The organism is Delftia sp. NA_296.1, assembly GCF_052692095.1.
Map to the genome: position 1 here is coordinate 329,987 of NZ_JBQZGF010000008.1, position 18,272 is coordinate 348,258.

At 69.2% G+C, this 18,272-nt stretch carries 19 protein-coding genes and 1 riboswitch; of the genes, 10 read left to right on the plus strand and 9 right to left on the minus strand.

What is annotated here, in order from left to right:
• Nucleotides 1-11: 11 nt before the first annotated feature.
• The 7 genes from ACUTR7_RS20955 to ACUTR7_RS20985 form a co-directional block, all read right to left on the minus strand.
• The gene (locus tag ACUTR7_RS20955) at nt 12-1,034 is read right to left on the minus strand and encodes an LLM class flavin-dependent oxidoreductase (protein ID WP_445609735.1); all 1,023 of its coding nucleotides are present in this window, start codon (nt 1,032-1,034) and stop codon (nt 12-14) included.
• 4 nt (nt 1,035-1,038) lie between these two features.
• Nucleotides 1,039-1,803, minus strand: a complete 765-nt coding sequence (locus ACUTR7_RS20960) for an ABC transporter ATP-binding protein (RefSeq protein WP_445609736.1) — start codon at nt 1,801-1,803, stop codon at nt 1,039-1,041.
• Nucleotides 1,800-2,822, minus strand: coding sequence for a FecCD family ABC transporter permease (locus ACUTR7_RS20965; protein WP_445609737.1), 1,023 nt, complete (start codon nt 2,820-2,822; stop codon nt 1,800-1,802). Before ACUTR7_RS20965 ends, ACUTR7_RS20960 begins: the two co-directional genes overlap by 4 nt.
• The gene (locus ACUTR7_RS20970) at nt 2,819-3,760 is read right to left on the minus strand and encodes an ABC transporter substrate-binding protein (protein ID WP_445609738.1); all 942 of its coding nucleotides are present in this window, start codon (nt 3,758-3,760) and stop codon (nt 2,819-2,821) included. The genes ACUTR7_RS20965 and ACUTR7_RS20970 overlap by 4 nt, the downstream gene beginning before the upstream one ends.
• A gap of 10 nt (nt 3,761-3,770) precedes the next feature.
• Entirely contained in the window at nt 3,771-6,008 is a 2,238-nt protein-coding gene (locus ACUTR7_RS20975; RefSeq protein WP_445609739.1) for a TonB-dependent receptor, read from the minus strand.
• A gap of 128 nt (nt 6,009-6,136) precedes the next feature.
• Nucleotides 6,137-6,421: riboswitch (cobalamin riboswitch) on the minus strand.
• Between the two features lie 54 nt (nt 6,422-6,475).
• Nucleotides 6,476-7,351: a CHAD domain-containing protein gene (locus ACUTR7_RS20980; protein WP_445609740.1), complete on the minus strand. Its 876-nt coding sequence runs from the start codon at nt 7,349-7,351 to the stop codon at nt 6,476-6,478.
• Nucleotides 7,352-7,420: 69 nt separating this feature from the next.
• Entirely contained in the window at nt 7,421-7,912 is a 492-nt protein-coding gene (locus tag ACUTR7_RS20985) for a YbaK/prolyl-tRNA synthetase associated domain-containing protein (RefSeq protein WP_012207551.1), read from the minus strand.
• A 66-nt stretch (nt 7,913-7,978) separates the two neighbouring features.
• On the opposite strand from ACUTR7_RS20985, the gene ACUTR7_RS20990 reads away from it, so the two are divergent.
• Both ACUTR7_RS20990 and ACUTR7_RS20995 read left to right on the plus strand, forming a co-directional pair.
• Nucleotides 7,979-8,620: a helix-turn-helix transcriptional regulator gene (locus ACUTR7_RS20990; protein WP_445609741.1), complete on the plus strand. Its 642-nt coding sequence runs from the start codon at nt 7,979-7,981 to the stop codon at nt 8,618-8,620.
• Nucleotides 8,621-8,664: 44 nt separating this feature from the next.
• A complete protein-coding gene (locus ACUTR7_RS20995) occupies nt 8,665-9,627 on the plus strand; it encodes a threo-3-hydroxy-L-aspartate ammonia-lyase (RefSeq protein ID WP_445609742.1) in 963 nt (320 codons plus the stop codon).
• A 31-nt stretch (nt 9,628-9,658) separates the two neighbouring features.
• Here the strand turns inward: ACUTR7_RS20995 and ACUTR7_RS21000 are convergent, their stop codons facing one another.
• Nucleotides 9,659-10,393, minus strand: coding sequence for an NUDIX hydrolase (locus tag ACUTR7_RS21000; protein WP_012207554.1), 735 nt, complete (start codon nt 10,391-10,393; stop codon nt 9,659-9,661).
• Nucleotides 10,394-10,480: 87 nt separating this feature from the next.
• On the opposite strand from ACUTR7_RS21000, the gene ACUTR7_RS21005 reads away from it, so the two are divergent.
• From ACUTR7_RS21005 to ACUTR7_RS21035, 7 genes are all read left to right on the plus strand, one after another.
• Nucleotides 10,481-11,554, plus strand: coding sequence for an SPFH domain-containing protein (locus ACUTR7_RS21005; RefSeq protein WP_034397141.1), 1,074 nt, complete (start codon nt 10,481-10,483; stop codon nt 11,552-11,554).
• Nucleotides 11,541-12,473, plus strand: coding sequence for a sugar kinase (locus ACUTR7_RS21010; RefSeq protein WP_445609743.1), 933 nt, complete (start codon nt 11,541-11,543; stop codon nt 12,471-12,473). The genes ACUTR7_RS21005 and ACUTR7_RS21010 overlap by 14 nt, the downstream gene beginning before the upstream one ends.
• 56 nt (nt 12,474-12,529) lie before the next feature.
• On the plus strand, nt 12,530-13,114 hold the full coding sequence (locus ACUTR7_RS21015) for an RNA 2'-phosphotransferase (RefSeq protein WP_047327826.1): 585 nt from the start codon (nt 12,530-12,532) through the stop codon (nt 13,112-13,114).
• Nucleotides 13,092-13,703 (plus strand): HAD family hydrolase, encoded by a 612-nt coding sequence (locus ACUTR7_RS21020; protein WP_445609744.1) that lies wholly within the window; start codon nt 13,092-13,094, stop codon nt 13,701-13,703. Before ACUTR7_RS21015 ends, ACUTR7_RS21020 begins: the two co-directional genes overlap by 23 nt.
• A gap of 28 nt (nt 13,704-13,731) precedes the next feature.
• Nucleotides 13,732-14,313 carry an NADAR family protein gene (locus ACUTR7_RS21025; RefSeq protein WP_445609745.1) on the plus strand — a complete coding sequence of 194 codons (582 nt, stop codon included), beginning with the start codon at nt 13,732-13,734 and terminating at the stop codon, nt 14,311-14,313.
• Entirely contained in the window at nt 14,310-15,278 is a 969-nt protein-coding gene (locus ACUTR7_RS21030; protein WP_445609746.1) for an ADP-ribosylglycohydrolase family protein, read from the plus strand. Before ACUTR7_RS21025 ends, ACUTR7_RS21030 begins: the two co-directional genes overlap by 4 nt.
• 338 nt (nt 15,279-15,616) lie before the next feature.
• Complete coding sequence (locus tag ACUTR7_RS21035) at nt 15,617-16,705, plus strand: fimbrial protein (protein WP_445609747.1); 1,089 nt, start codon at nt 15,617-15,619, stop codon at nt 16,703-16,705.
• Nucleotides 16,706-16,720: 15 nt separating this feature from the next.
• Here the strand turns inward: ACUTR7_RS21035 and ACUTR7_RS21040 are convergent, their stop codons facing one another.
• Nucleotides 16,721-17,134 (minus strand): lysozyme inhibitor LprI family protein, encoded by a 414-nt coding sequence (locus ACUTR7_RS21040; RefSeq protein WP_012207561.1) that lies wholly within the window; start codon nt 17,132-17,134, stop codon nt 16,721-16,723.
• A 224-nt stretch (nt 17,135-17,358) separates the two neighbouring features.
• Between ACUTR7_RS21040 and ACUTR7_RS21045 the strand changes: the two genes are divergently transcribed.
• Entirely contained in the window at nt 17,359-18,219 is an 861-nt protein-coding gene (locus ACUTR7_RS21045) for a transporter substrate-binding domain-containing protein (RefSeq protein WP_141835510.1), read from the plus strand.
• The last annotated feature ends 53 nt before the right edge of the window (nt 18,220-18,272 follow it).

Here is an 18,272-nt window from a genome sequence, read left to right on the forward strand (position 1 = left end):
AAAAGAGGAAGTCAGACGGTGGCGAAAGGCACGGCGCTGCGCAATGAAGGGAGAACCTCCTGCGCAAACAGTTCCATGCCGGCGAGGGCCTGGGCATCGCTCCACAAGCCGTTGGCGTTGAAGACGCAGCGCAGCTGGCCAATGCCCGTGCGCTCGCGCAAGGCGGTGATCTGCCCATGGCACTGTTCGGGCGTGCCATGGATGAATTGCTCGGCCAGCACGCGCGGCACATCGATGGGCAGCACCTGGTCGGCCGGCACGCCGCGCTTGCCCGCAAAGTACACGCGGCGCTGGTACAGCTGCGGCCACAGCGTGGCCAGCTGGGCCTGCACGGCGGCCTCATCGGCACCGATGCAGACATAGCGCGCCAGCGATGAACGCGCACGCAGCGCGGCGGCATCGCGCCCGCGCTCTCGGGCAGCGGCCTCCAGGCGCTCGAGCTGCATGCCTTCGGGCGGCTCCAGGCTCAGCAGCAGGGGCAGATTCTGATCGACGGCAAAGCCCAGGGTCTCAGCCGTGGAGCCGGCCACATACAAGGGAGGATGCGGCCGCTGCACGGTCGAAGGCAGGGCGGGCCGGTCCTCAAAGCTCCACGGCCCCTGCCCCGCCACGATGGGCCTGCCGGACAGCGCCTCCACCAGGATGCGGCAGGACTGCTCGAAGCGCTCGCGCGTGCTGTCCGCATCGATCTGCAGGGCGCGCAGCGCGGCCGGCTCCGTGCCCCTGCCAACGCCCACGTCGATGCGGCCGGCGCTTTGCAGGTCCAGCTGGGCAATCTCCTCGGCCAGCATCAGCGGATGGTGCAGCGGCAGCACCAGCACCGAGGTGCCCACGCGCAGCCGCTCGGTGCGCGCCAGCACGGCGGCGGCCAGCAGCAGGGGCGAGGGATAGGGCCAGGCGGTATCGGGCACGCGGAATTCGTTGAACCAAACGCCTTCGAAACCCAGGCGCTCGGCGCGCTCGAACAGTGCCAGGAATTCACGGTGGTCGCCGCGCGTGGCGTCGCGCGTCCAGCCGGCCAGATCGATGCGCATGGGGTCAGTTCTCCTGTTTCAGCCGCGCGCGCAGCAAGGTTTGCGGAGGTGCGTCGATGCGCTCGAAATCCACGCCGAACACGGCATCCAGCCCCGGCGCATGCAGCAGCTCGGCAGGGGCTCCATCGAGCGCAATGCGCCCCTGGTCCAGCACGATGACGCGCCCGAAGTGCGCCAGCGCCAGGTCCAGGTCATGCATGACCACCAGCACCAGCCGCTCGCGCCCACGCTGCGCCAGCGCCTGCACCAGGGCCAGGCGGTGGCGCACGTCCAGCGCGGCGCCGGGCTCGTCGGCCAGCAGCACGGGCGGGTCGGTGGCCAGCACGGTGGCCAGCAGGGCACGCGCCTGCTCGCCGCCGGACAGCGTGGACCAGCGCCTGCGCGTGAAGTCCTGCAGTCCGGCGCCGGCAATGGCCGCCTCGACATCACCCCTGCCCGCCAGCCGCATGTGCATGAGCTCGGCCAGCGTCAGGTCCCAGTGCGGCGCAAAGCGCTGGGGCATGTAGCCCACGCGGCGTGCGCGCTCGGCCACGGGCAGGGTTGCAATGTCTTGCCCGTCCAGCAGCACGCTGCCGGATGCAGGCGCCTGCAGCCCCGCCAGCAGGGACAGCAGGCTGGACTTGCCCGCGCCATTGGGTCCGACCAGGGCCACGGCGCCGCAGGCGGGCAGCTGCAGCGAGACGGCGTCCAGCACACTGCGGCCACGGTGGCGCAGCGTGAGAGACCGGGCCTGCAGGCGCGGTGTGACGGAAGGGATGGCACCGTTCATGCGGACCTCAGCCTGCGCGCCAGCAGCACGATGAAGAAGGGCCCGCCGGCCACGGCCGTGACCAGGCCCAGCGGGATCTCGGCCGGCGGCAGCACGCTGCGCGCAATGGCATCGGCCAGCGTGACGATGATGGCGCCCGTGAGCGCCGACGCCGGCAGGGCCGCGCGGTGCAGCGGTCCCGCCATCCAGCGCGCGATGTGCGGCGCAGCCAGGCCCACGAAGGCCACCAGCCCGCCATAGGCCACGGCCACGGCCACCACCAGCGAGCCGGCCAGCACGGCCAGCGGCGTGAAGCGCGCCACATCCAGGCCGAAGCCCTGGGCCGCATCCTGCCCCAGGCCCAGCAGGTCCAGCCCGCGCGCCAGCGCCATGGCCCCAGCCAGGCAGGCGATGGAGGCGCCGGCCAGCAGGCCCAGGCCACTCCAGGACGGCGTCTGTATGCCGCCCAGCACCCAGCTGAGCACCACCTGCAGGCTCACCGTCTCATCGGACAGCGCCAGCATCAGGAACGAGCGCAGCGCGCCCAGCACGGCCGCCAGCGCCACGCCGGCCAGCAACATGCCGGCCGCATCGGTGGCACCGGCCACGCGCGAGACGGCCAGCACCAGCACGGTCGAGCCCCAGGCGCCCGCAAAGGCCAGCACGGGCAGCGTCCAGGCCTGGGGCAGGCCGAACAATAGATGCATGGGCACCAGCAGGGCCACGGTGGCGCCCAGCGCCGCGCCGCCCGAGGCGCCCAGCAGATAGGGCTCGGCCAGCGGATTGCGGAACACGCCCTGGAAGATGGCGCCCGACAGGCCCAGCAGCGCGCCCACCAGGGCGGCTGCCAGCACGCGCGGCACGCGCCACTGCAGCAGCAGCCGGCTGCGCAGGCTGTCTTCGCCGCCCAGCGCGGCCAGCAGGTCGGCCGGGCTGGCCCACTGGTGGCCCGCGCAGGCGGCGATCAGCAAGCTGGCCAGCAGCAGCAGGACCGCACCGGCCCAGGGGCGCCACGCAGGTGGATGTGAAAGGGAATTCATGCGGTCTCCCCGGCCCAGGCCGCAGGGTGCAGCCAGCGCGAGAGTTTTTCCACGCCGCCGAAGGTGCGCGGCCCGGGAATCAGGAACTCGGCACGCGCCACCGTGGTGGCCCGGCCGCCGCGCACGGCACGCAGGTCGCGCCAGCCGCGCTGGCCGATCAGGTCCTGCATGGCCTCCTGCGTGCCTGCGAACAGCAGCACATCAGGGTCGGCGGCCAGCACGGCCTCGGGCGAGACCTGGGGCACCGTGCCCAGGCCGTCCAGCGCGAACGCGGCGCCCGCGCGCACCATGGCCTCGCCGGTATAGGTGCCCGGCCGGGCCGCCAGCAGCATGCCGTTGCCCAGCCGGCCCGTGACCATGAGGGCGCGCGGCCGGGGCTGGTCGGCCACCTGCCGGTCCACGCGCAGCAGCCGCGCTTCCTGCGCCAGGGCCAGCGCCTGGCCGCGCGCCTGCACGCCCGTGGCGCGGGCCACCAGGCGCAGGTTGTCCATCACCTCGGCCAGCGAGCGGCTGAGCAGCACCATCACCGGCACGCCGATGCGCTCCATGGGATCGACCAGCTGGTGCGCCGCCTGGCGCGCGGGCGTGACGATGACCAGGTCCGGCTGGCGCGCCACCACGGCGTCCACCGAGAACCCCAGCCGCCCGCCCACCTTGGGAATGCGCTCCACGCCCGGTGGAAAGCGCGTGAAATCCTCCACGCCCACCACGCGGTCCAGCAGGCCCAGCGCGGCCACCAGCTCGGTGTTGGAGGCAAAGATGGAGACGATGCGCTGCGGCGGCGCGGCAATCTCCACGCGCCGGCCCAGCGCATCCTGCAGCACAACCGGACCGCCTGCAGCGACGGTGTCGGCCCATGCCGCGGGCAGGCCGCAGGCCAGGGCCGCCGCCGCGCCCTGGCGCAGCAACTGGCGGCGCGTGGTGCTGGATTGCCTCATGCCGTGGTCCTCAAAACTCCGCCTGGAGGCCGACCATGAGTTCGCGCCCCGCCATCGACGTTCCGCAGCCGCCGTTCTGGTACGCCGGGTTGGCGATGCAGGGCGCGCGGTCCAGCGCGATGAAGATGGGATGGCGGTTCAGGTCGAACAGGTTGTTGACGGCTGCGAACAGCTTGACGCCCGGCGACACGCGGTAGTCGGCCCGCAGGTTCCAGATGGTGAAGGCGCCCTTGCGGTGGATGAAGGTGCTGCTGGGCTCGCCCTGCGGGATGAGCAGCGCCTCTTCCGTGTCGTACCACATGGGACCGCGCAGCAGCGTGGACAGCTGCAGGCTCCAGTCGCCCTGCAGCCGCCCGCTGCCGCGCCCGTAGCGCACGCCGGCCGAGGCCTCGTAGCGGTACATGCGCTGCACCTTGTCGGTATTGGCCGACGCTGGCGATCCCTTGTCCCGCATGCTGAAGTGGTAGTAGCCGCCAGCCCAGGCCTTGAGCTGGTGGCCCGTCAGGTTCAGCGCCCGCGCCAGGTCCATGTCGGCCTGCATTTCCAGGCCGCGCGCCACGATGTCGGCCGCGTTGTTGGCGTAGTCCGAGGTGTTGGTCGTCGCCCCGCGCGAGACGGTGATGATGCGGTCGCTGATGGTGTTCTGGAACAGGGCCGCATCCACGCGCCAGCCGGGCTGCTGCAGCGCGGCGCCGACCTCGATCTGGCGGCTGGTCTCGGGCTTGAGGTTGGGATTGCCGAAGGTGCGGCCACCGCCGACGGCCGTGAAGTCCGAAGCCAGCTCCGTGGCCGTGGGCGCGCGGAACCCCGTGGAGGCCGCAGCGCGCAGCGTGAGCCGGTCCGTGGCCTTCCAGGTGGCGCCGGCCGACCAGGTGTGGTTGTCGTAGTCGCGCGTGCTGGCCTGGGCCAGCGCCAGGTTGGGCGTATCGTCGAAGCGCGTCGTGCCCCAGGTCTTGCGCAGGCCGGCGCGCAGAGTCAGGCGATCGTCGAACAGGGTCTGCGCGTCCTCGAAGTACAGCGCGTGCACCTGCTCGGTCTGGTTGTTGTCGTAGGGCGCGACCTGGCCCGCCGGGCCGCCCGGCATGGCCACGCGCAGGCGGTCGGAGCGCAGCTTGCTGCGCTCCCAGTCGAAGCCCATCAGCAGGTCATTGGTCTGGCTGACACGCAGGCGCGGCTGAAAGCGCAGGCCCGTGGCGTCCAGCTGGCGGTGGTTGTAGTCGCGCGCCGTGCCGGGCACGGCGCTGTTGCCCGAGCGGATCACGGGCGAGGCCCAGTTGAACTCATCGGTATCGACCAGGCTGTAGAGGTGGGTCGTCCAGCTCAGGCGCTGGCCGGGCAGCGCGCCTTCGTAGGTCAGGTCCAGCGAGCGGTTGCTGCGGTTGTCGCGGCTGTAGATGTTGGCGCCCGATCCGCGAAAGCCTGCGTTGTAGATGCCGTCCGTGCGCAGCTGCAGCTCCACGCGGTGCAGCTCATGCAGCTGCCAGCCCAGGGCGCCGCTGGCGCCGCGCCGCTTCCAGCCCGTGTTCTCCATGCGCGTGCCGCCATCGCCCGACTCGTAGTCGCCGCGCCCGCCTGCGCTCACGCCGAAGTACCAGTCGAAGCGGTCATTGGCGCCGGCCGTCTGCGCATCGGTGCGCCACAGGTCCCATGAACCGGCCTGGACCTGGGCACGCGTGCCGGGCGCCGTCGCCCCGGTTTTCATGATGATGTTGACCACCCCGCCCATGGCCTGGCTGCCGTAGATCACCGAGGACGGGCCGCGCACGATTTCGATGCGCTCCACATCCGAGGGGCTGAGCTTGGACAGGTTGGCCGTGCCCGCGCGCCGGCCGTTGACCAGCACCAGCACCTGGCTGCGGAAGTCGCGCCCCTGGCCGTCGGTGGAGGCGCCGCGCAGGTTCATCGAGGTCTGGGCCGCCGTCCATTCGCTGAGAAAGCCCACGGCGTTCTCGGCCAGCAGGTCGGTGACCGAGCGCGCGCTGGAGCGCTCTATGGCCTCGCGGTCGATGGTCTGCGTGGTGCCCGCGATGCGGCTGCGCGCCTCGGGCCGCGCGGTGGCGGTCACGAAGACGGCGTCCAGCGCATCGTCGGCGGAGTCCGTGGATCGGCCAGCCGGCTCCTGCGCGGCGCCGGCCGCTGCAGCGCAGCTGGCCAGCAGGGCCGCAGCCGCTGCGGGCCGCAGGCTGGAGACAAGAGGGAGAACAGAGAGAAGGCCGGAGGAATCGGCGGCCGAGGAAGCGAAGCGCATGCGTTGACCCAACTGCCCCACTCACCCGTGGGGCCTATCGTCTGAACCACGCCGCACAGCGCGCACGCCGGAGCCGGCCACGGCAGCGCAGGCTGGGGCCGGACCGGACAGGCGCACTCCCGCGGCGTCCGAAAGCAATGCAGAAGGCCGGTATCCGGGCTTGCGGAACGCTGCGGCGCGCAGGGTGGGCGCGCTGCGGCAGGCATCCCCGCCTTCCCATGCCCGAGAAGGGCACAGTGGCTTGCAGCGCGCGACCTGTGGATAGCGCGCCAGCGTGGGGAGTTGTATTCCGCTGACCGTTGCGGGGGCAGCGCAGGCATTGCGAGCGACCACCTCGATGGCATCGCGCACCTGCTTCCCGTTGAACCCCTGGCCGGTGAACGGCATGGGGCACCTTCAGCAACAGCGCACCGCCACGGCCCAGGGGCTGCGGCGGTGCGCCAGCGGCGGATTATCGCTGATGCTGTCTAGAGCCAGAAGCCCGGCACCCGGGCCAGCGCCCGCAGCGCGCGGCGGCTGCTGCGCGCGCTGGTGGCCAGGCGGGCCTGCAGGTAGCCGGCCGCGAACCAGGCGCGCGGGTCGCGCGCGGCCTCGGCATGGAAATGCTCGGCCGCCACGGCCATGTCGTTGTGCAGGCCCAGCGCGTCCTGGGCGGGCACCAGCGCCTCGGCAAAGCGCCGGCCCTTTTTGCCGGGCCACATTCCGGGCGCGAATTCCCGCGCAAAGTCCGCCAGATAGCGCAGGCGCTTGAGCCGCTTGCGCACGCGGTGCTGCTGCGCCAGCGGCAGGCGGTCGAAGTGCCGGCCGTCGCGCAGCACCTGGCGGTGCAGGCGCGCCAGCCGCCGTGCCAGGTACTTGCGCGTGCCTGCGGCGGACAGGTGGGCAAAGCGGGCCGATGGCTCTGCCTGCGGCGCCTGCGCCAGCGCCTGGATCTCGGCCAGCGCGTGCTGGAACGGCGGCTCGCGCACGGCAGCGGCTGCATCCGCCTGCACGGCCTGCGGCGCCTGCCAGTCGCACAGGGGCGCATGGGCGGCCTGCAGCAGCGGGCGCACCACATCGGCCAGCGTATCGGCATCGCGCAGCGTGCCCAACTGCGCAAAGGCCTGGGCCAGGGGGTCATCCCATTCGGCGCGCATGCCGGGCGCCAGCCCCGCGCACTCACGCAGCACGGTGCGCAGGCGCCGCAGGGCCACGCGCAGCTGGTGAATGGTCTCGGCATCGCTGCCACCGCCCTCCAAGACCGCCAGATGCGACTGCACCTGGGCCAGGGCAGCAGCCAGCGCCGCACGCACAAAGCCGGCCGCATCGGGCCGGTCAGGGTGCTGCTTCGCAGGGGTGGACATGGTCAGGCAAGGAGATGTGGACGTTGCCGACGATTGTGGGCGCAGCCCCGCGCCAGGGTCAATCCATGGTCAATCGGCGCCCTCCCCGCTCAGGCTGTGCAGCGCGGGCCGGGCAATGCGCACATAGTCGGCCGAGTCCAGCACGATGGAGCGGTCCAGCCGGCCCGCGTTGAAGGCGATCTCGCCAAAGCGCTCGACCAGGGCCGGGTCCACCACCAGGCGCACCTGCGGGTTGAAGGAGAACGGCGGCACCGATCCCATCACGCAGCCCGTGGCGGCCTGGGCCTCCTCGGGCGAGGCCAGCGTGGCCTTGCGCACGCCCACGGCCTGGGCCAGGCGCTTGAAGTCCAGCTTGCGGTCGCCGGGCAGCACGGCCAGGAACAGCTGGGGATCGCCCGCACCGGCCGCATCGCGGCTCTTGCAGAGCATGGCCTTGGCGCCCTGGCCCGGGGCGGTGCCCCGGATTTCGGCGACCAGGTCGGAGCGGCCTTCGGCCGGATGTTCCAGCACGCGAAAACGCGCGCCCTGGGATTGCAGCAGGTCTACGAGGGTGTCGAACATGGTGGAAAGCGCAGAGAAGTCGTCTGGATTTTGACATTTTGTCCAATTCAAAACAAAATGTCCAATATGACCCAACGAACCCCTGAACAGCGCCAGCTTCTGGACCAGCTGGCCCAGATCGCCGAAGGCCTGGGCCAGACCTTTGCCCCGTTCTGCGAGGTGGTGGTGCATGACCTGCTCGACCCGTCCCATGCGGTGCTGGCCATCCACAACAACCTGTCGGGCCGCGAAGTGGGCCAGGGCGCGACGGAGCTGGGCCTGGCCCGCATCCTCGACCCCGGCTACGAGCAGGTCATCGCCAACTACCCCAACCAGTTCGCCGATGGCCGCCAGGCCAAGAGCACATCCATCGGCATCCGCGACTCCAAGGGCCGCTACATCGCCGCGCTGTGCATGAATGTGGACCTGACGATGTTCCAGGGCTTCCAGGGCATGCTCAACCGCTTTGCCGCCGTCAGCGGCGACACCCCCGCGCGCGAAATGCTGGACCCCACGGGCGCCGGCGCAGGCGCCGACACGGTGCGTGCCCGCATCGACCAGTTCGCGGCCCGCCTGGCGACCACGCCGCGCGCCCTCAAGCCCGAGGAGCGCCGCGCCCTGGTCCGCGAACTCAAGAGCGCCGGCCTGCTGGACCTTCGCCGCTCCATGGAGACCATTGCCGCCCACCTGGGCGTGTCGCGCGCCACGGTCTACAGCTACGCCAAGTAGCTCCCGGCACCCCGCCGATCAGCAACCCCTTCTCTCCCGTACCGATGACAAGCCTTCCCACCTATGACGACGTGGCCGCAGCGGCCCAACGCATCCAGGGCCATGCCCACCGCACGCCCGTGCTCACCTCGCGCACGCTGGACGATGCGCTGGGCGCCCGCGTCTTTCTCAAGTGCGAGAACCTGCAGCGCATGGGCGCCTTCAAGTTCCGCGGTGCGTTCAATGCGCTGTCGCGCTTCAGCCCCACCCAGCGCAAGGCCGGCGTGGTGGCGTTTTCCTCGGGCAACCACGCCCAGGCCATCGCCCTGGCAGCGCGGCTGCTGGAGATCCCCGCCACCATCGTCATGCCGCATGACGCGCCCGCCGCCAAGGTGGCGGCCACCAAGGGCTATGGCGGCCAGGTGGTGGTCTACGACCGCTATACCGAAGACCGCGAGCAGATCGGCCGCGACCTGGCCGAGCGCCACGGCCTGACCCTGATCCCGCCCTACGACCATGCCGACGTGCTGGCCGGCCAGGGCACGGCCGCCAAGGAACTGTTCGAGGAAACCGGCCCGCTGGACGCCCTCTTCGTGCCGCTGGGCGGCGGCGGCCTGCTGTCGGGCACCGCCCTGTCCACGCGTGCGCTCAGCCCCGACTGCGCGCTCTACGGCGTGGAGCCCGAGGCCGGCAACGACGGCCAGCAGTCGCTGCGCGCAGGCCGCATCGTCCACATAGACACCCCCAAGACCATTGCCGACGGCGCCCAGACCCAGCACCTGGGCGGCATCACCTTCCCCATCATCCAGCGCGACGTGACCGACATCCTCACCGCCAGCGATGCCGAACTGGTCGATGCCATGGGCTTCCTGGCCACGCGCATGAAGCTCGTGGTCGAGCCCACCGGCTGCCTGGGCCTGGCCGCCGCGCGCCAGAAAGGCGAAGAGCTGCGCGGCCAGCGCGTGGGCATCATCCTCAGCGGCGGCAATGTGGACATGCAGCGCTTTTGCAGCCTGCTGGGCGCCTGATCCTGGTCCTGGTCCTGAACGAAGGCCGCCCTCACCCGCGCGGGCTGAAGGTGCGCGGAAACACCACGGGCGCGCTGCGGTCGGCCAGCCGGTAGCCCATGGCGGGGCGGCGTGACGTGCCCTCCACCTGGCCTGCCTCGACCAGAAAGCCGGCCGCCATCATGCGCGTGCGAAAACCGCTCTTGTCCACGGGGCGGCCCAGCACCACTTCGTAGGCCTGCTGCAGCTGCGGCAGCGTGAAAGGCTCGGGCAGCAGGAACGCGGGCAGCGAGGTGTATTCCACCTTGCCCCGCAGCCGCTCCACCGCTGCGCGCAGGATCTCGCCGTGGTCGAAGGCCAGCGCAGGCTCGCGCAGCAGTTCATCGACGGCGAACCACGACACATCGGCCGCATTCGCGCCCTTGGCCAGGATCAGGTCGTGCCCCGGGATCAGCGCGAAATACACATGCGTGGCCGACCAGCCACGCGGGTCGCGCGCCGCGCCGCCCCAGCTTCCCAGCTGCTCCAGGTAGGGGCTGTCCACGCCCGTCTTGTCCAGCAGCTTGCGACGCGCGCAGGCCAGCAGGTCTGCGTCCTGGCGCACATCCACAAAGCCGCCGGGCAGCGCCCACAGCCCCGGGAAGGGCTCGCTGCCCGCCGTGGGGCGCTGCACCAGGAGCACCTGCAGGGCATCGTCTGCCACCGTGAAGATGACCACGTCCACCGTGGTGAACGGGCGCGGGAAGTCCAGCGCGCCCTGCGGGGATGGGGAATTTTTTTCAGCCATGGGATGGATTGTGCTTGACGTGCCGGATTTTAAGTTGCACTATGCAACCCATACAAGTTGCACAGAGCAACTTAAAGGAGAAGCACCATGTTCGGCATCCGTTTCATCAAGTCCCAACCCACGGTCCACCTCATGCAGTTCCGCGCCGGCAAGGTGGTGCGCGAGGGTGCGGGCCAGTCCTTCTTCTACTACGCGCCCACCACCACCCTGGTCGCGGTGCCCGTGGGCAGCCAGGACTGCCACTTCATGCTGGAGCTGGTGACGGCCGACTTCCAGAGCGTCACCGTGCAGGGCCAGGTCACCTACCGCATCAGCACACCGCGCCAGACCGCCACGCTGATGGACTTCTCCCTGGCGCGCGATGGCCAGAAATACATGTCCGAAGACCCGCAGCGCCTGGGCGACCGCGTGACCATGCAGGCCGAGGTCATCATCCAGCAGGCCGTGCAGGCGCTGGAGCTCAAGCAGGCGCTGCGCTCCTCGGCACTCATTGCGCGCACGGCCCAGCAGGAGCTGGCCGCCCAGCCCGAGATCGAGGCGCTGGGGCTGGAGATCCTGGGCGTCTCGGTCATGGCCGTCAAACCCACGCCCGACATCGCCCGCGCCCTGGAAGCGGAGGCGCGCGAGTCCAACCTCAAGGCTGCGGACGACGCCGTCTATGCCCGCCGCATGGCTGCCGTGGAAAACGAGCGCGCCATCCGCCAGAACGAGCTCGATACCGACGTGGCCGTGGAAAAGAAAAAGCGCCAGATCCGCGAGGCCCAGCTGGAAGCCAAGGCCGCCCAGATGCGCAAGGAAAACGAGCTGCGCGCCGAACAGATGTCTGCCGACGTGGCGCTGGAGACCAGCCGCCGCGACTTCGTCGAAGGCCAGGCTGCCAACAGCCGCACCCTGGCCGAGGCCGAGGCCTACCGCGTGGGCGCCGTCATGCAGGCCCTGGAAAAGGCCGATCCGCGCATCGTGCAATCGCTGGCCGCCGTGGGCATGCAGCCGGGCCAGCTCATCGCCCAGGCCTTTGGCGGCATTGCCGAGAAGGCCGAGCGCATCGGCCAGCTCAACGTCTCGCCCGAGCTGCTGCAGTCGCTCATGGGCGCCGGTGCAGGCCATGCAGCTGCCGTGGCCGATCCCGAACCCGCAAGGAGCCGCCGTGAACGCCAATGAACGCAAGACCGTGCTGGTGGTGCGGCGCACGCGGCTCGATGAGCTGGTGGCCAAGTACCACACGCTGTCCCAGGCGCGCTTCTACATCGAGCACCTGGGCGCAGACTTCGGCGACTACCTGCGCGAAAGCGCCGCCTACGCCGCCGCCCTGCAGGCCGTGGTGCAGGCGCTGGAGGCCCGCGGCCGCTACCAGATCGTGGACCGCGCCCTGGTGCCCAACTTCGTCTTCGGCGCCGACGACATCGTGGTGGCACTGGGCCAGGACGGCATGGTGGCCAACACCATGAAATACCTGGACGGCCAGCCGCTCATCGGCGTCAACCCCGAGCCCGCGCGCTGGGACGGCCTGCTGCTGCCCTTCGCCCCCGCCGACCTGGCTGCCCTGCTGGGCGACGTAGCCGCCAACCGCCGCCCCACGCGCGCCGTCACCCTGGCCGAGGCACGCCTGAGCGACGGCCAGGTGCTGCGCGCCGCCAACGACCTGTTCATCGGCCCGCGCAGCCATACCTCGGCCCTGTACGACATCGCGCTGGGCGAGCGGCAGGAGTCCCAGTCGTCCTCCGGCCTCATCGTCGCCACGGGGCTGGGCTCGTCGGCCTGGATCAAGAGCATCGTCACGGGATCGATGGGCATTGCCCGCGCCGTGCGCGGCGCGTCCACCGACTTCGACTACCAGCCCTTCGCCTGGGATGCGCCCCGCCTGGACTTCGCCGTGCGCGAGCCCTTTCCCAGCCGCTCCTCCACGGCCGAACTGGTCTACGGCCAGGTCACCGCCGGCCAGCCGCTGACCCTGCGCTCGCGCATGCCCGACCATGGCGTCATCTTCTCGGACGGCATGGAAGCCGACTACCTGCAGTTCACGGCGGGCATGCAGGCCACCATCGGCCTGTCGGAGCGGCAGGGCTGCCTGGTGGTGTGAAGCCCGAAGCACGGACAATCATCGACACAACAAGAAAATCCATGGAAATGGACCGTATGAACAACAAGAACACACTGACATCGACCAGCAAATTCATGAGCCTGGTCCTGCGCCACAACCCCGGCCGCGCCGGGCTCGCACTGGACGCCCAAGGCTGGGTCTCCATAGACGCATTGCTGCGCGGCGCCCAGGCGGCCGGCCGCAACATCTCACCCGCACTGCTGATGGAGGTGGTGCAAAGCTGCCCCAAGCAGCGCTTTGCCATCAGCGCCGACGGCCTGCGCATCCGCGCCAGCCAGGGGCATTCCGTGCAGATCGACCTGGGCCTGCAGGCCAGCGTGCCGCCGCAGCGCCTCTACCATGGCACGGCCACGCGCTTTCTGGACTCCATCCTGCGCACCGGCCTGGACCGGCGCAACCGCCACCACGTGCACCTGACCGACAACCTGGCCACGGCCCGCTCCGTGGGCCAGCGCTATGGCCGGGTGGTGCTGCTGGAGATCGATGCGGCGCGCATGCATGCCGATGCCTGCCTGTTCTACCGCTCGGACAACGGCGTCTGGCTCACGGACAGCGTGGCACCGCACTACCTGCGCGTGCTGGCCGAAGAGGAACACGATGAAACCCATCATTGCCCTTGACGCCGATGGCGTGCTGCTGGACTACAACAGCGCCTATGCCGATGCCTGGGAGCGCGCGTTCGGCCAGCGCCCCGCCGAGGCCGACCCCCATGCCTACTGGGCCATGGACCGCTGGGCCGTGCAGGCGCTGGACGGCGAGCGCCTGCAACAGTTCAGGGCCTGCATGGACGATGCCTTCTGGCGCAGCATTCCCGCGCTGGGCAATGCCTTGCAGGCCTGCCACGAGCTGCAGGGCGCCGGCTACGAACTGGTCTGCGTGACGGCCCTGGCGGCGCGCTTCGAGCAGGCCCGCCTGGGCAACCTGCGCGACCTCGGCTTTCCCATCGACCGCGTGATCGCCACGGGCCGGACCACCGGCCTGCGCAGCCCCAAGGCAGACGCCCTGCAGCGGCTCGGCCCGGTCGCCTTCGTGGACGACTATCTGCCCTACCTCCGGGACATTGGCCCGGGCATTCACGCGGCCCTGGTGTGCCGTGGCCCGAACGGCACGCCCAACACCGGGCCGGACCTGGTCCACGCCCACTCGCAGCACGCAGACCTGATGGCCTTCAGCCAGTGGTGGCTGCAGCAAGCTCCATCGCATTCCTGAAACGGCACACACGGCAACGAGACAGCCCATGACTACCACAGACCACATCGCCTCCCTGCAAGACCTCCAGCACGCCATGGCCCAGGGCCTCACCCCGCGCTTCCTGCCGTTCTGGGGGCACCAGCCTGCGGCCGATGGCTCCATCGGCAAGACCTGCATGAGCCAGTGGTTCGAGGCGGGCTTCGAGGTCGATGGCCAGCACTACCCCACGGCCGAGCATTTCATGATGGCGGGCAAAGCGCGGCTGTTTGGCGACGAGGCGGCGCACGCCGCCATCGTGCGCTGCCGCACGCCGGGCGAGGCCAAGAAGCTGGGGCGTGGCATCCAGGGCTTTGATGAAGCGGCCTGGGTGGCCGCGCGCATGGGCATCGTGGTGCGCGCCAACGAGGCCAAGTTCTCCCAGAACCCGGCCCTGGCCAGCTATCTGCTGAACACGGGCGACCGGGTTCTGGTGGAAGCCAGCCCCGTGGACGCCATCTGGGGCATTGGCCTGGCCGCCGACGATGTGCGTACCACCGACCCCGCGCGCTGGCAGGGCCTGAACCTGCTGGGCTTTGCCCTCATGCAGGTGCGCGCGCGGCTGCGCAGCACCGCTCCTGACCGACCATGAGCGCGAGCACAGGCATGGCCATGGACACGCTGGACCGATACCGTGGTGCCCTGCTGGGCCTGGCCTGTGGCGACGCCGTGGGAACGACGCTGGAATTCCAGCCGCGCGGCAGCTTTGCGCCGCTGACCGACATGGTGGGCGGCGGCCCGTTCTCGCTGCCCGCAGGCAAGTGGACCGACGACACCTCCATGGCCCTGTGTCTGGCCGAAAGCCTGCTCCAGCGCGGCGGCTGCGACCCGCGGGACCAGATGACGCGCTATGCCAACTGGTACGAATGGGGCTACTGGAGTTCCACCGGCAACTGCTTTGACATCGGCATGGCCACCAGGGCGGCCATCCAGCGCTTCCTGGCCACCGGCGATCCGCTGGCCGGGTCGCCCAACCCGGACCAGGCCGGCAACGGCTCCCTGATGCGGCTGGCGCCCGTGCCCATGTTCTTCGGCCCCGACGAGGACCTGGTGCAGCGCATGGCTGAACTCAGCTCACGCACCACCCACGCGGCACCTGAATGCCTGCAGGCCTGCCGCCTGTTCGCCGTGGCGCTGTGCCGGGCACTGCAGGGACTGCCCCGGTCGCAGGTTCTGGACCTGGGCGGCGTTCTGCAAGACGGCGCCAGCCCGCGCCTGCGGGAGATTGCCCGTGGCGACTATCGCGACAAGCCGGCCGCACAGATACGCGGCAGCGGCTACGTGGTGGACAGCCTGGAGGCGGCCCTGTGGTGCTTTGCGAGGCATGACAGCTTTGAAGGCGCGGTACTGCAGGCCGCCAACCTGGGCGATGACGCCGACACCACGGCAGCCATCACGGGCCAGTTGGCCGGAGCCCTCCACGGCGCCAGCGGCATTGCGGACCGCTGGCTGGAACGCCTGCACCTGGCACCTGAGATCACAGCCCTGGCCGATGCGCTCTGGCAAGCCGCCAGAAGTGCCAGGGACGCTTCTCCGACCGTACCTCTCAGTACCTGAGCGGCCTGGCGCGCTCACGACAGTCGCCGGGTCCGCGAGCGGACTGAACCAGGCTTGTCTGCGCGACCTCCCACGCACCCGAGCTCCGTGACACTCGGGCCTTGCTCTTTACGAATGGCGTGCATGAGCGGCTTTTGACTGAGCCACGCTCCATTATCAGAGCAGTCTGATTGCATCACCTCATATCTTCGGCGTAGAGTGCGAAATACTAAAGAGGCCACCCATCGAATGATTCGATGCTTTCATTTCCAGCCCCTCATTATTCACTCAAAAGTTCAATAAAACTATTGCGTGATATTTTCGATAATCATACTTCAGCAATGGACCGAATCAGTATCATGCATTCTTCTTTCATTCCCTCATTTCCCTTGCAAGTACGCCGCCTTGCATTGATCGCCATTCCATTTCTCATCGCCTTTTCAGCGGCAACGATGAACACCAATGCCTTTGCCGGGGGCGTATTCTCCCCCACCAGCTCCAGCATTTCACTGCCCGAGGAAATAACAGTACCCGGAAATTACTCCAACGGATCGACGCTATGGAAGTCTACGGCAACCGTATTTAATCTTAAAGCGGTGCTGAACACGGCATTCGAGTACGATGTTTCCAAAGCCGTTGTAGCCGCCAATGTTCAATCCGGGACCAAGACGCCCGGATACAATAATGTCTACAGCACCAATATTCCCGGCATTGGAATCCGCTGGTGGGCAACATGGCGCGGCCCCAGCGCTCCCAGTGGCAGAACCATGCCCATTACCACCGAATCAGAAAATCATTCGGGCGCGCTGGGTTATTTCTGGAATGTTTCATCCACCCAGGATGTCTGGATCGAGCTGGTGAAAACCGGCAGCGTTTCCGCTGGCACACTAACGGGCTCCGGGATGAACGTCGAGATGCGATTCCAGTGCCCCAGCTGCATCGCAGGAAACGTCAACCTGTCCGGCCGCACCAGGGTGGTGGTCGGTCCCTCCTGCTCGGTGGCAGCCTCGACCATCTCCGTACCCATGGGCGCTGTGCCCATCCTGCGATTCACGGGCCTCCAATCCACCTCCATCCCCCAGCAGTTCGACGTCACGCTGGAATGCAAGGGCGGCGCGCCCGAAAGCGTTCTGCGCCCCCACATCACGCTCACCGATGCCAACGACACCAGCAATCGGAGCACCGTCCTGACCTTGAGCCAGACCGCGCCAGACGGCAAGCCAGTTGCCACCGGAATAGGCATACAGATACTGAAGGATGGCACCGCTCTCGGCTACGGCCCGGACTCCAACGTGCCTGGCAACACCAACCAATGGAGTGCGGGAACCATCGTCCAGGGCGTTGCCCAGTTCAAGATCCCGCTGACTGCCAAATACGTGCAGACCGCTGCGGCAGTCACGACGGGGCAGGCCAACGGCAGGGCCACCTTCACGCTGAACTACCAGTGAGCAGCGTCCCCGCCCTCAGGGCTTCTTGTCCAGCTGCATCTCCCAGGACTTGAGCTGCTTGGCGCGGGCGCGGGCGAAGTCGCTCCAGCAGTTGGCGCGCGCATCATCCTTGGCAAAGCTGGCGGAATTGAATTCAGAGAGGAACTCGCAGGCACTGCGCGCGTACTGCACCCAGTTTCTCTGCGCCACTTCCAGCTCTTCCGACGCCTGGGGCATGCGGGCCTTGAGCTTGAGCGACAGCGAGACGTAGGCGGCCTTGACCATGGCCACGTTCTGCTCGTGCAGGCAGGCGCGCACCTCGGACATGTTGGTGGAGCTTTCCTCGCAATTGCCCGAGCTGGTGGGATTGGCGGCCCAGGCCACGGGGCTGGCACACAGCAGGGCGGCGCAGGCGAGAGGGGCGAGTAGGGACGCTAGGGCTTGGTGCATGGAAGAGGGCTCGCTGGGAGGTGCCGGTGGGCGCAGCACCCCGGCCGTCGCGATTACACCATCGACCCGCCCTGCCTCGGGCCCACATTTCCCTGGTGATCACCCTGATGCAGCGACGCAAAGTGCATAAACATGCTCCCAAAGCTTTGTTGCCGTGGGTCAAGGGCGGCCAGAAGATGCGGGCGTACGCATCTTTCGTTCGTCCCGACCGCCCCGCTCCCGCCATGCACACAAGCCCCACCCTGCGCCGCCAGCCCCGCGCCACCCTTTCCGCATCCCTGACCTTCATCGCCGCCGCGCTGGCCCTGGCCTGCACCCAGGCCCGGGCCGATGCCACGCTGGACAAGATCAAGCAGCGCGGCAAGGTCACCATTGGCGTGCTGGTCAATGGCGGGCCCTTCGGCTCCATCGACCCGTCCACCCAGCAGTTGGTGGGCTGGAACCCCGAGCTGGCACGCGCCCTGGCCAAGGGCCTGGGCGTGGAGGCCGAGCTGGTCCAGGTGCAGACCGCCACGCGCGTGCAGTTCCTGCAGGCCGGCAAGGTGGATCTGCTGATCGCCTCCATGGAACTGAACCCCGACCGTGCCGAGACCCTGGGCTACGCGCCCACGCCCTTCTACCGCGTGGGCGGCATTGCCGCCGTGCGCAAGGGCAGCGGCATCGCCAGGTGGGAAGACCTGCGCGGCAAGCCGGTGTGCGTGTCCCAGGGCAGCAGCTTTGCCAAGCCGCTGGCCAGCGAGTACGGCGCCCAGGTGCATGGATACAAGAGCTCGTCGGACTCGCTGCTGGCGCTCAAGGGCGGCAACTGCGTGGCCGCCGTGCATGACAGCACGCTGATCTACCCGCTGCTGCGCAGCAACCCCGAATGGGCGCAGTACTCGGCCCCCATCGCCAGCGAGGTGCTGCCCGCGCCTTCCGTGGTCTGGACCCGCAAGGGCGAGGCCGACACCATCGCCGCCGTGGACAAGGTGGTGCAGGACTGGCACCGCACGGGCTGGCTGATCGCCGCAGAAAAGCGCGTGGGCATAGAGCCGGCCAACCCGCTGCTGCCCGAGCTGCAGGCCAAGTTCAAGTCCGCCAGCTGACCGCCGACCGCCACGGCGGTCCACCCCTGCTTTTTTTCGACCACCCAGGCCCA

Bases quoted from the DNA above. Each gene is read 5' to 3' on its own strand.
- ACUTR7_RS21000 (WP_012207554.1), bottom strand. From the start codon at position 10,393: ATGGCTGAAAAAAATTCCCCATCCCCGCAGGGCGCGCTGGACTTCCCG.
- ACUTR7_RS20955 (WP_445609735.1), bottom strand. From the start codon at position 1,034: ATGCGCATCGATCTGGCCGGCTGGACGCGCGACGCCACGCGCGGCGAC.
- ACUTR7_RS20975 (WP_445609739.1), bottom strand. From the start codon at position 6,008: ATGCGCTTCGCTTCCTCGGCCGCCGATTCCTCCGGCCTTCTCTCTGTT.
- ACUTR7_RS20980 (WP_445609740.1), bottom strand. From the start codon at position 7,351: ATGTCCACCCCTGCGAAGCAGCACCCTGACCGGCCCGATGCGGCCGGC.
- ACUTR7_RS20960 (WP_445609736.1), bottom strand. From the start codon at position 1,803: ATGAACGGTGCCATCCCTTCCGTCACACCGCGCCTGCAGGCCCGGTCT.
- ACUTR7_RS21005 (WP_034397141.1), top strand. From the start codon at position 10,481: ATGTTCGGCATCCGTTTCATCAAGTCCCAACCCACGGTCCACCTCATG.
- ACUTR7_RS20965 (WP_445609737.1), bottom strand. From the start codon at position 2,822: ATGAATTCCCTTTCACATCCACCTGCGTGGCGCCCCTGGGCCGGTGCG.
- ACUTR7_RS21015 (WP_047327826.1), top strand. From the start codon at position 12,530: ATGAACAACAAGAACACACTGACATCGACCAGCAAATTCATGAGCCTG.
- ACUTR7_RS21040 (WP_012207561.1), bottom strand. From the start codon at position 17,134: ATGCACCAAGCCCTAGCGTCCCTACTCGCCCCTCTCGCCTGCGCCGCC.
- ACUTR7_RS21030 (WP_445609746.1), top strand. From the start codon at position 14,310: ATGAGCGCGAGCACAGGCATGGCCATGGACACGCTGGACCGATACCGT.
- ACUTR7_RS20970 (WP_445609738.1), bottom strand. From the start codon at position 3,760: ATGAGGCAATCCAGCACCACGCGCCGCCAGTTGCTGCGCCAGGGCGCG.
- ACUTR7_RS20985 (WP_012207551.1), bottom strand. From the start codon at position 7,912: ATGTTCGACACCCTCGTAGACCTGCTGCAATCCCAGGGCGCGCGTTTT.
- ACUTR7_RS21025 (WP_445609745.1), top strand. From the start codon at position 13,732: ATGACTACCACAGACCACATCGCCTCCCTGCAAGACCTCCAGCACGCC.
- ACUTR7_RS20990 (WP_445609741.1), top strand. From the start codon at position 7,979: ATGACCCAACGAACCCCTGAACAGCGCCAGCTTCTGGACCAGCTGGCC.
- ACUTR7_RS20995 (WP_445609742.1), top strand. From the start codon at position 8,665: ATGACAAGCCTTCCCACCTATGACGACGTGGCCGCAGCGGCCCAACGC.
- ACUTR7_RS21045 (WP_141835510.1), top strand. From the start codon at position 17,359: ATGCACACAAGCCCCACCCTGCGCCGCCAGCCCCGCGCCACCCTTTCC.
- ACUTR7_RS21035 (WP_445609747.1), top strand. From the start codon at position 15,617: ATGCATTCTTCTTTCATTCCCTCATTTCCCTTGCAAGTACGCCGCCTT.
- ACUTR7_RS21020 (WP_445609744.1), top strand. From the start codon at position 13,092: ATGAAACCCATCATTGCCCTTGACGCCGATGGCGTGCTGCTGGACTAC.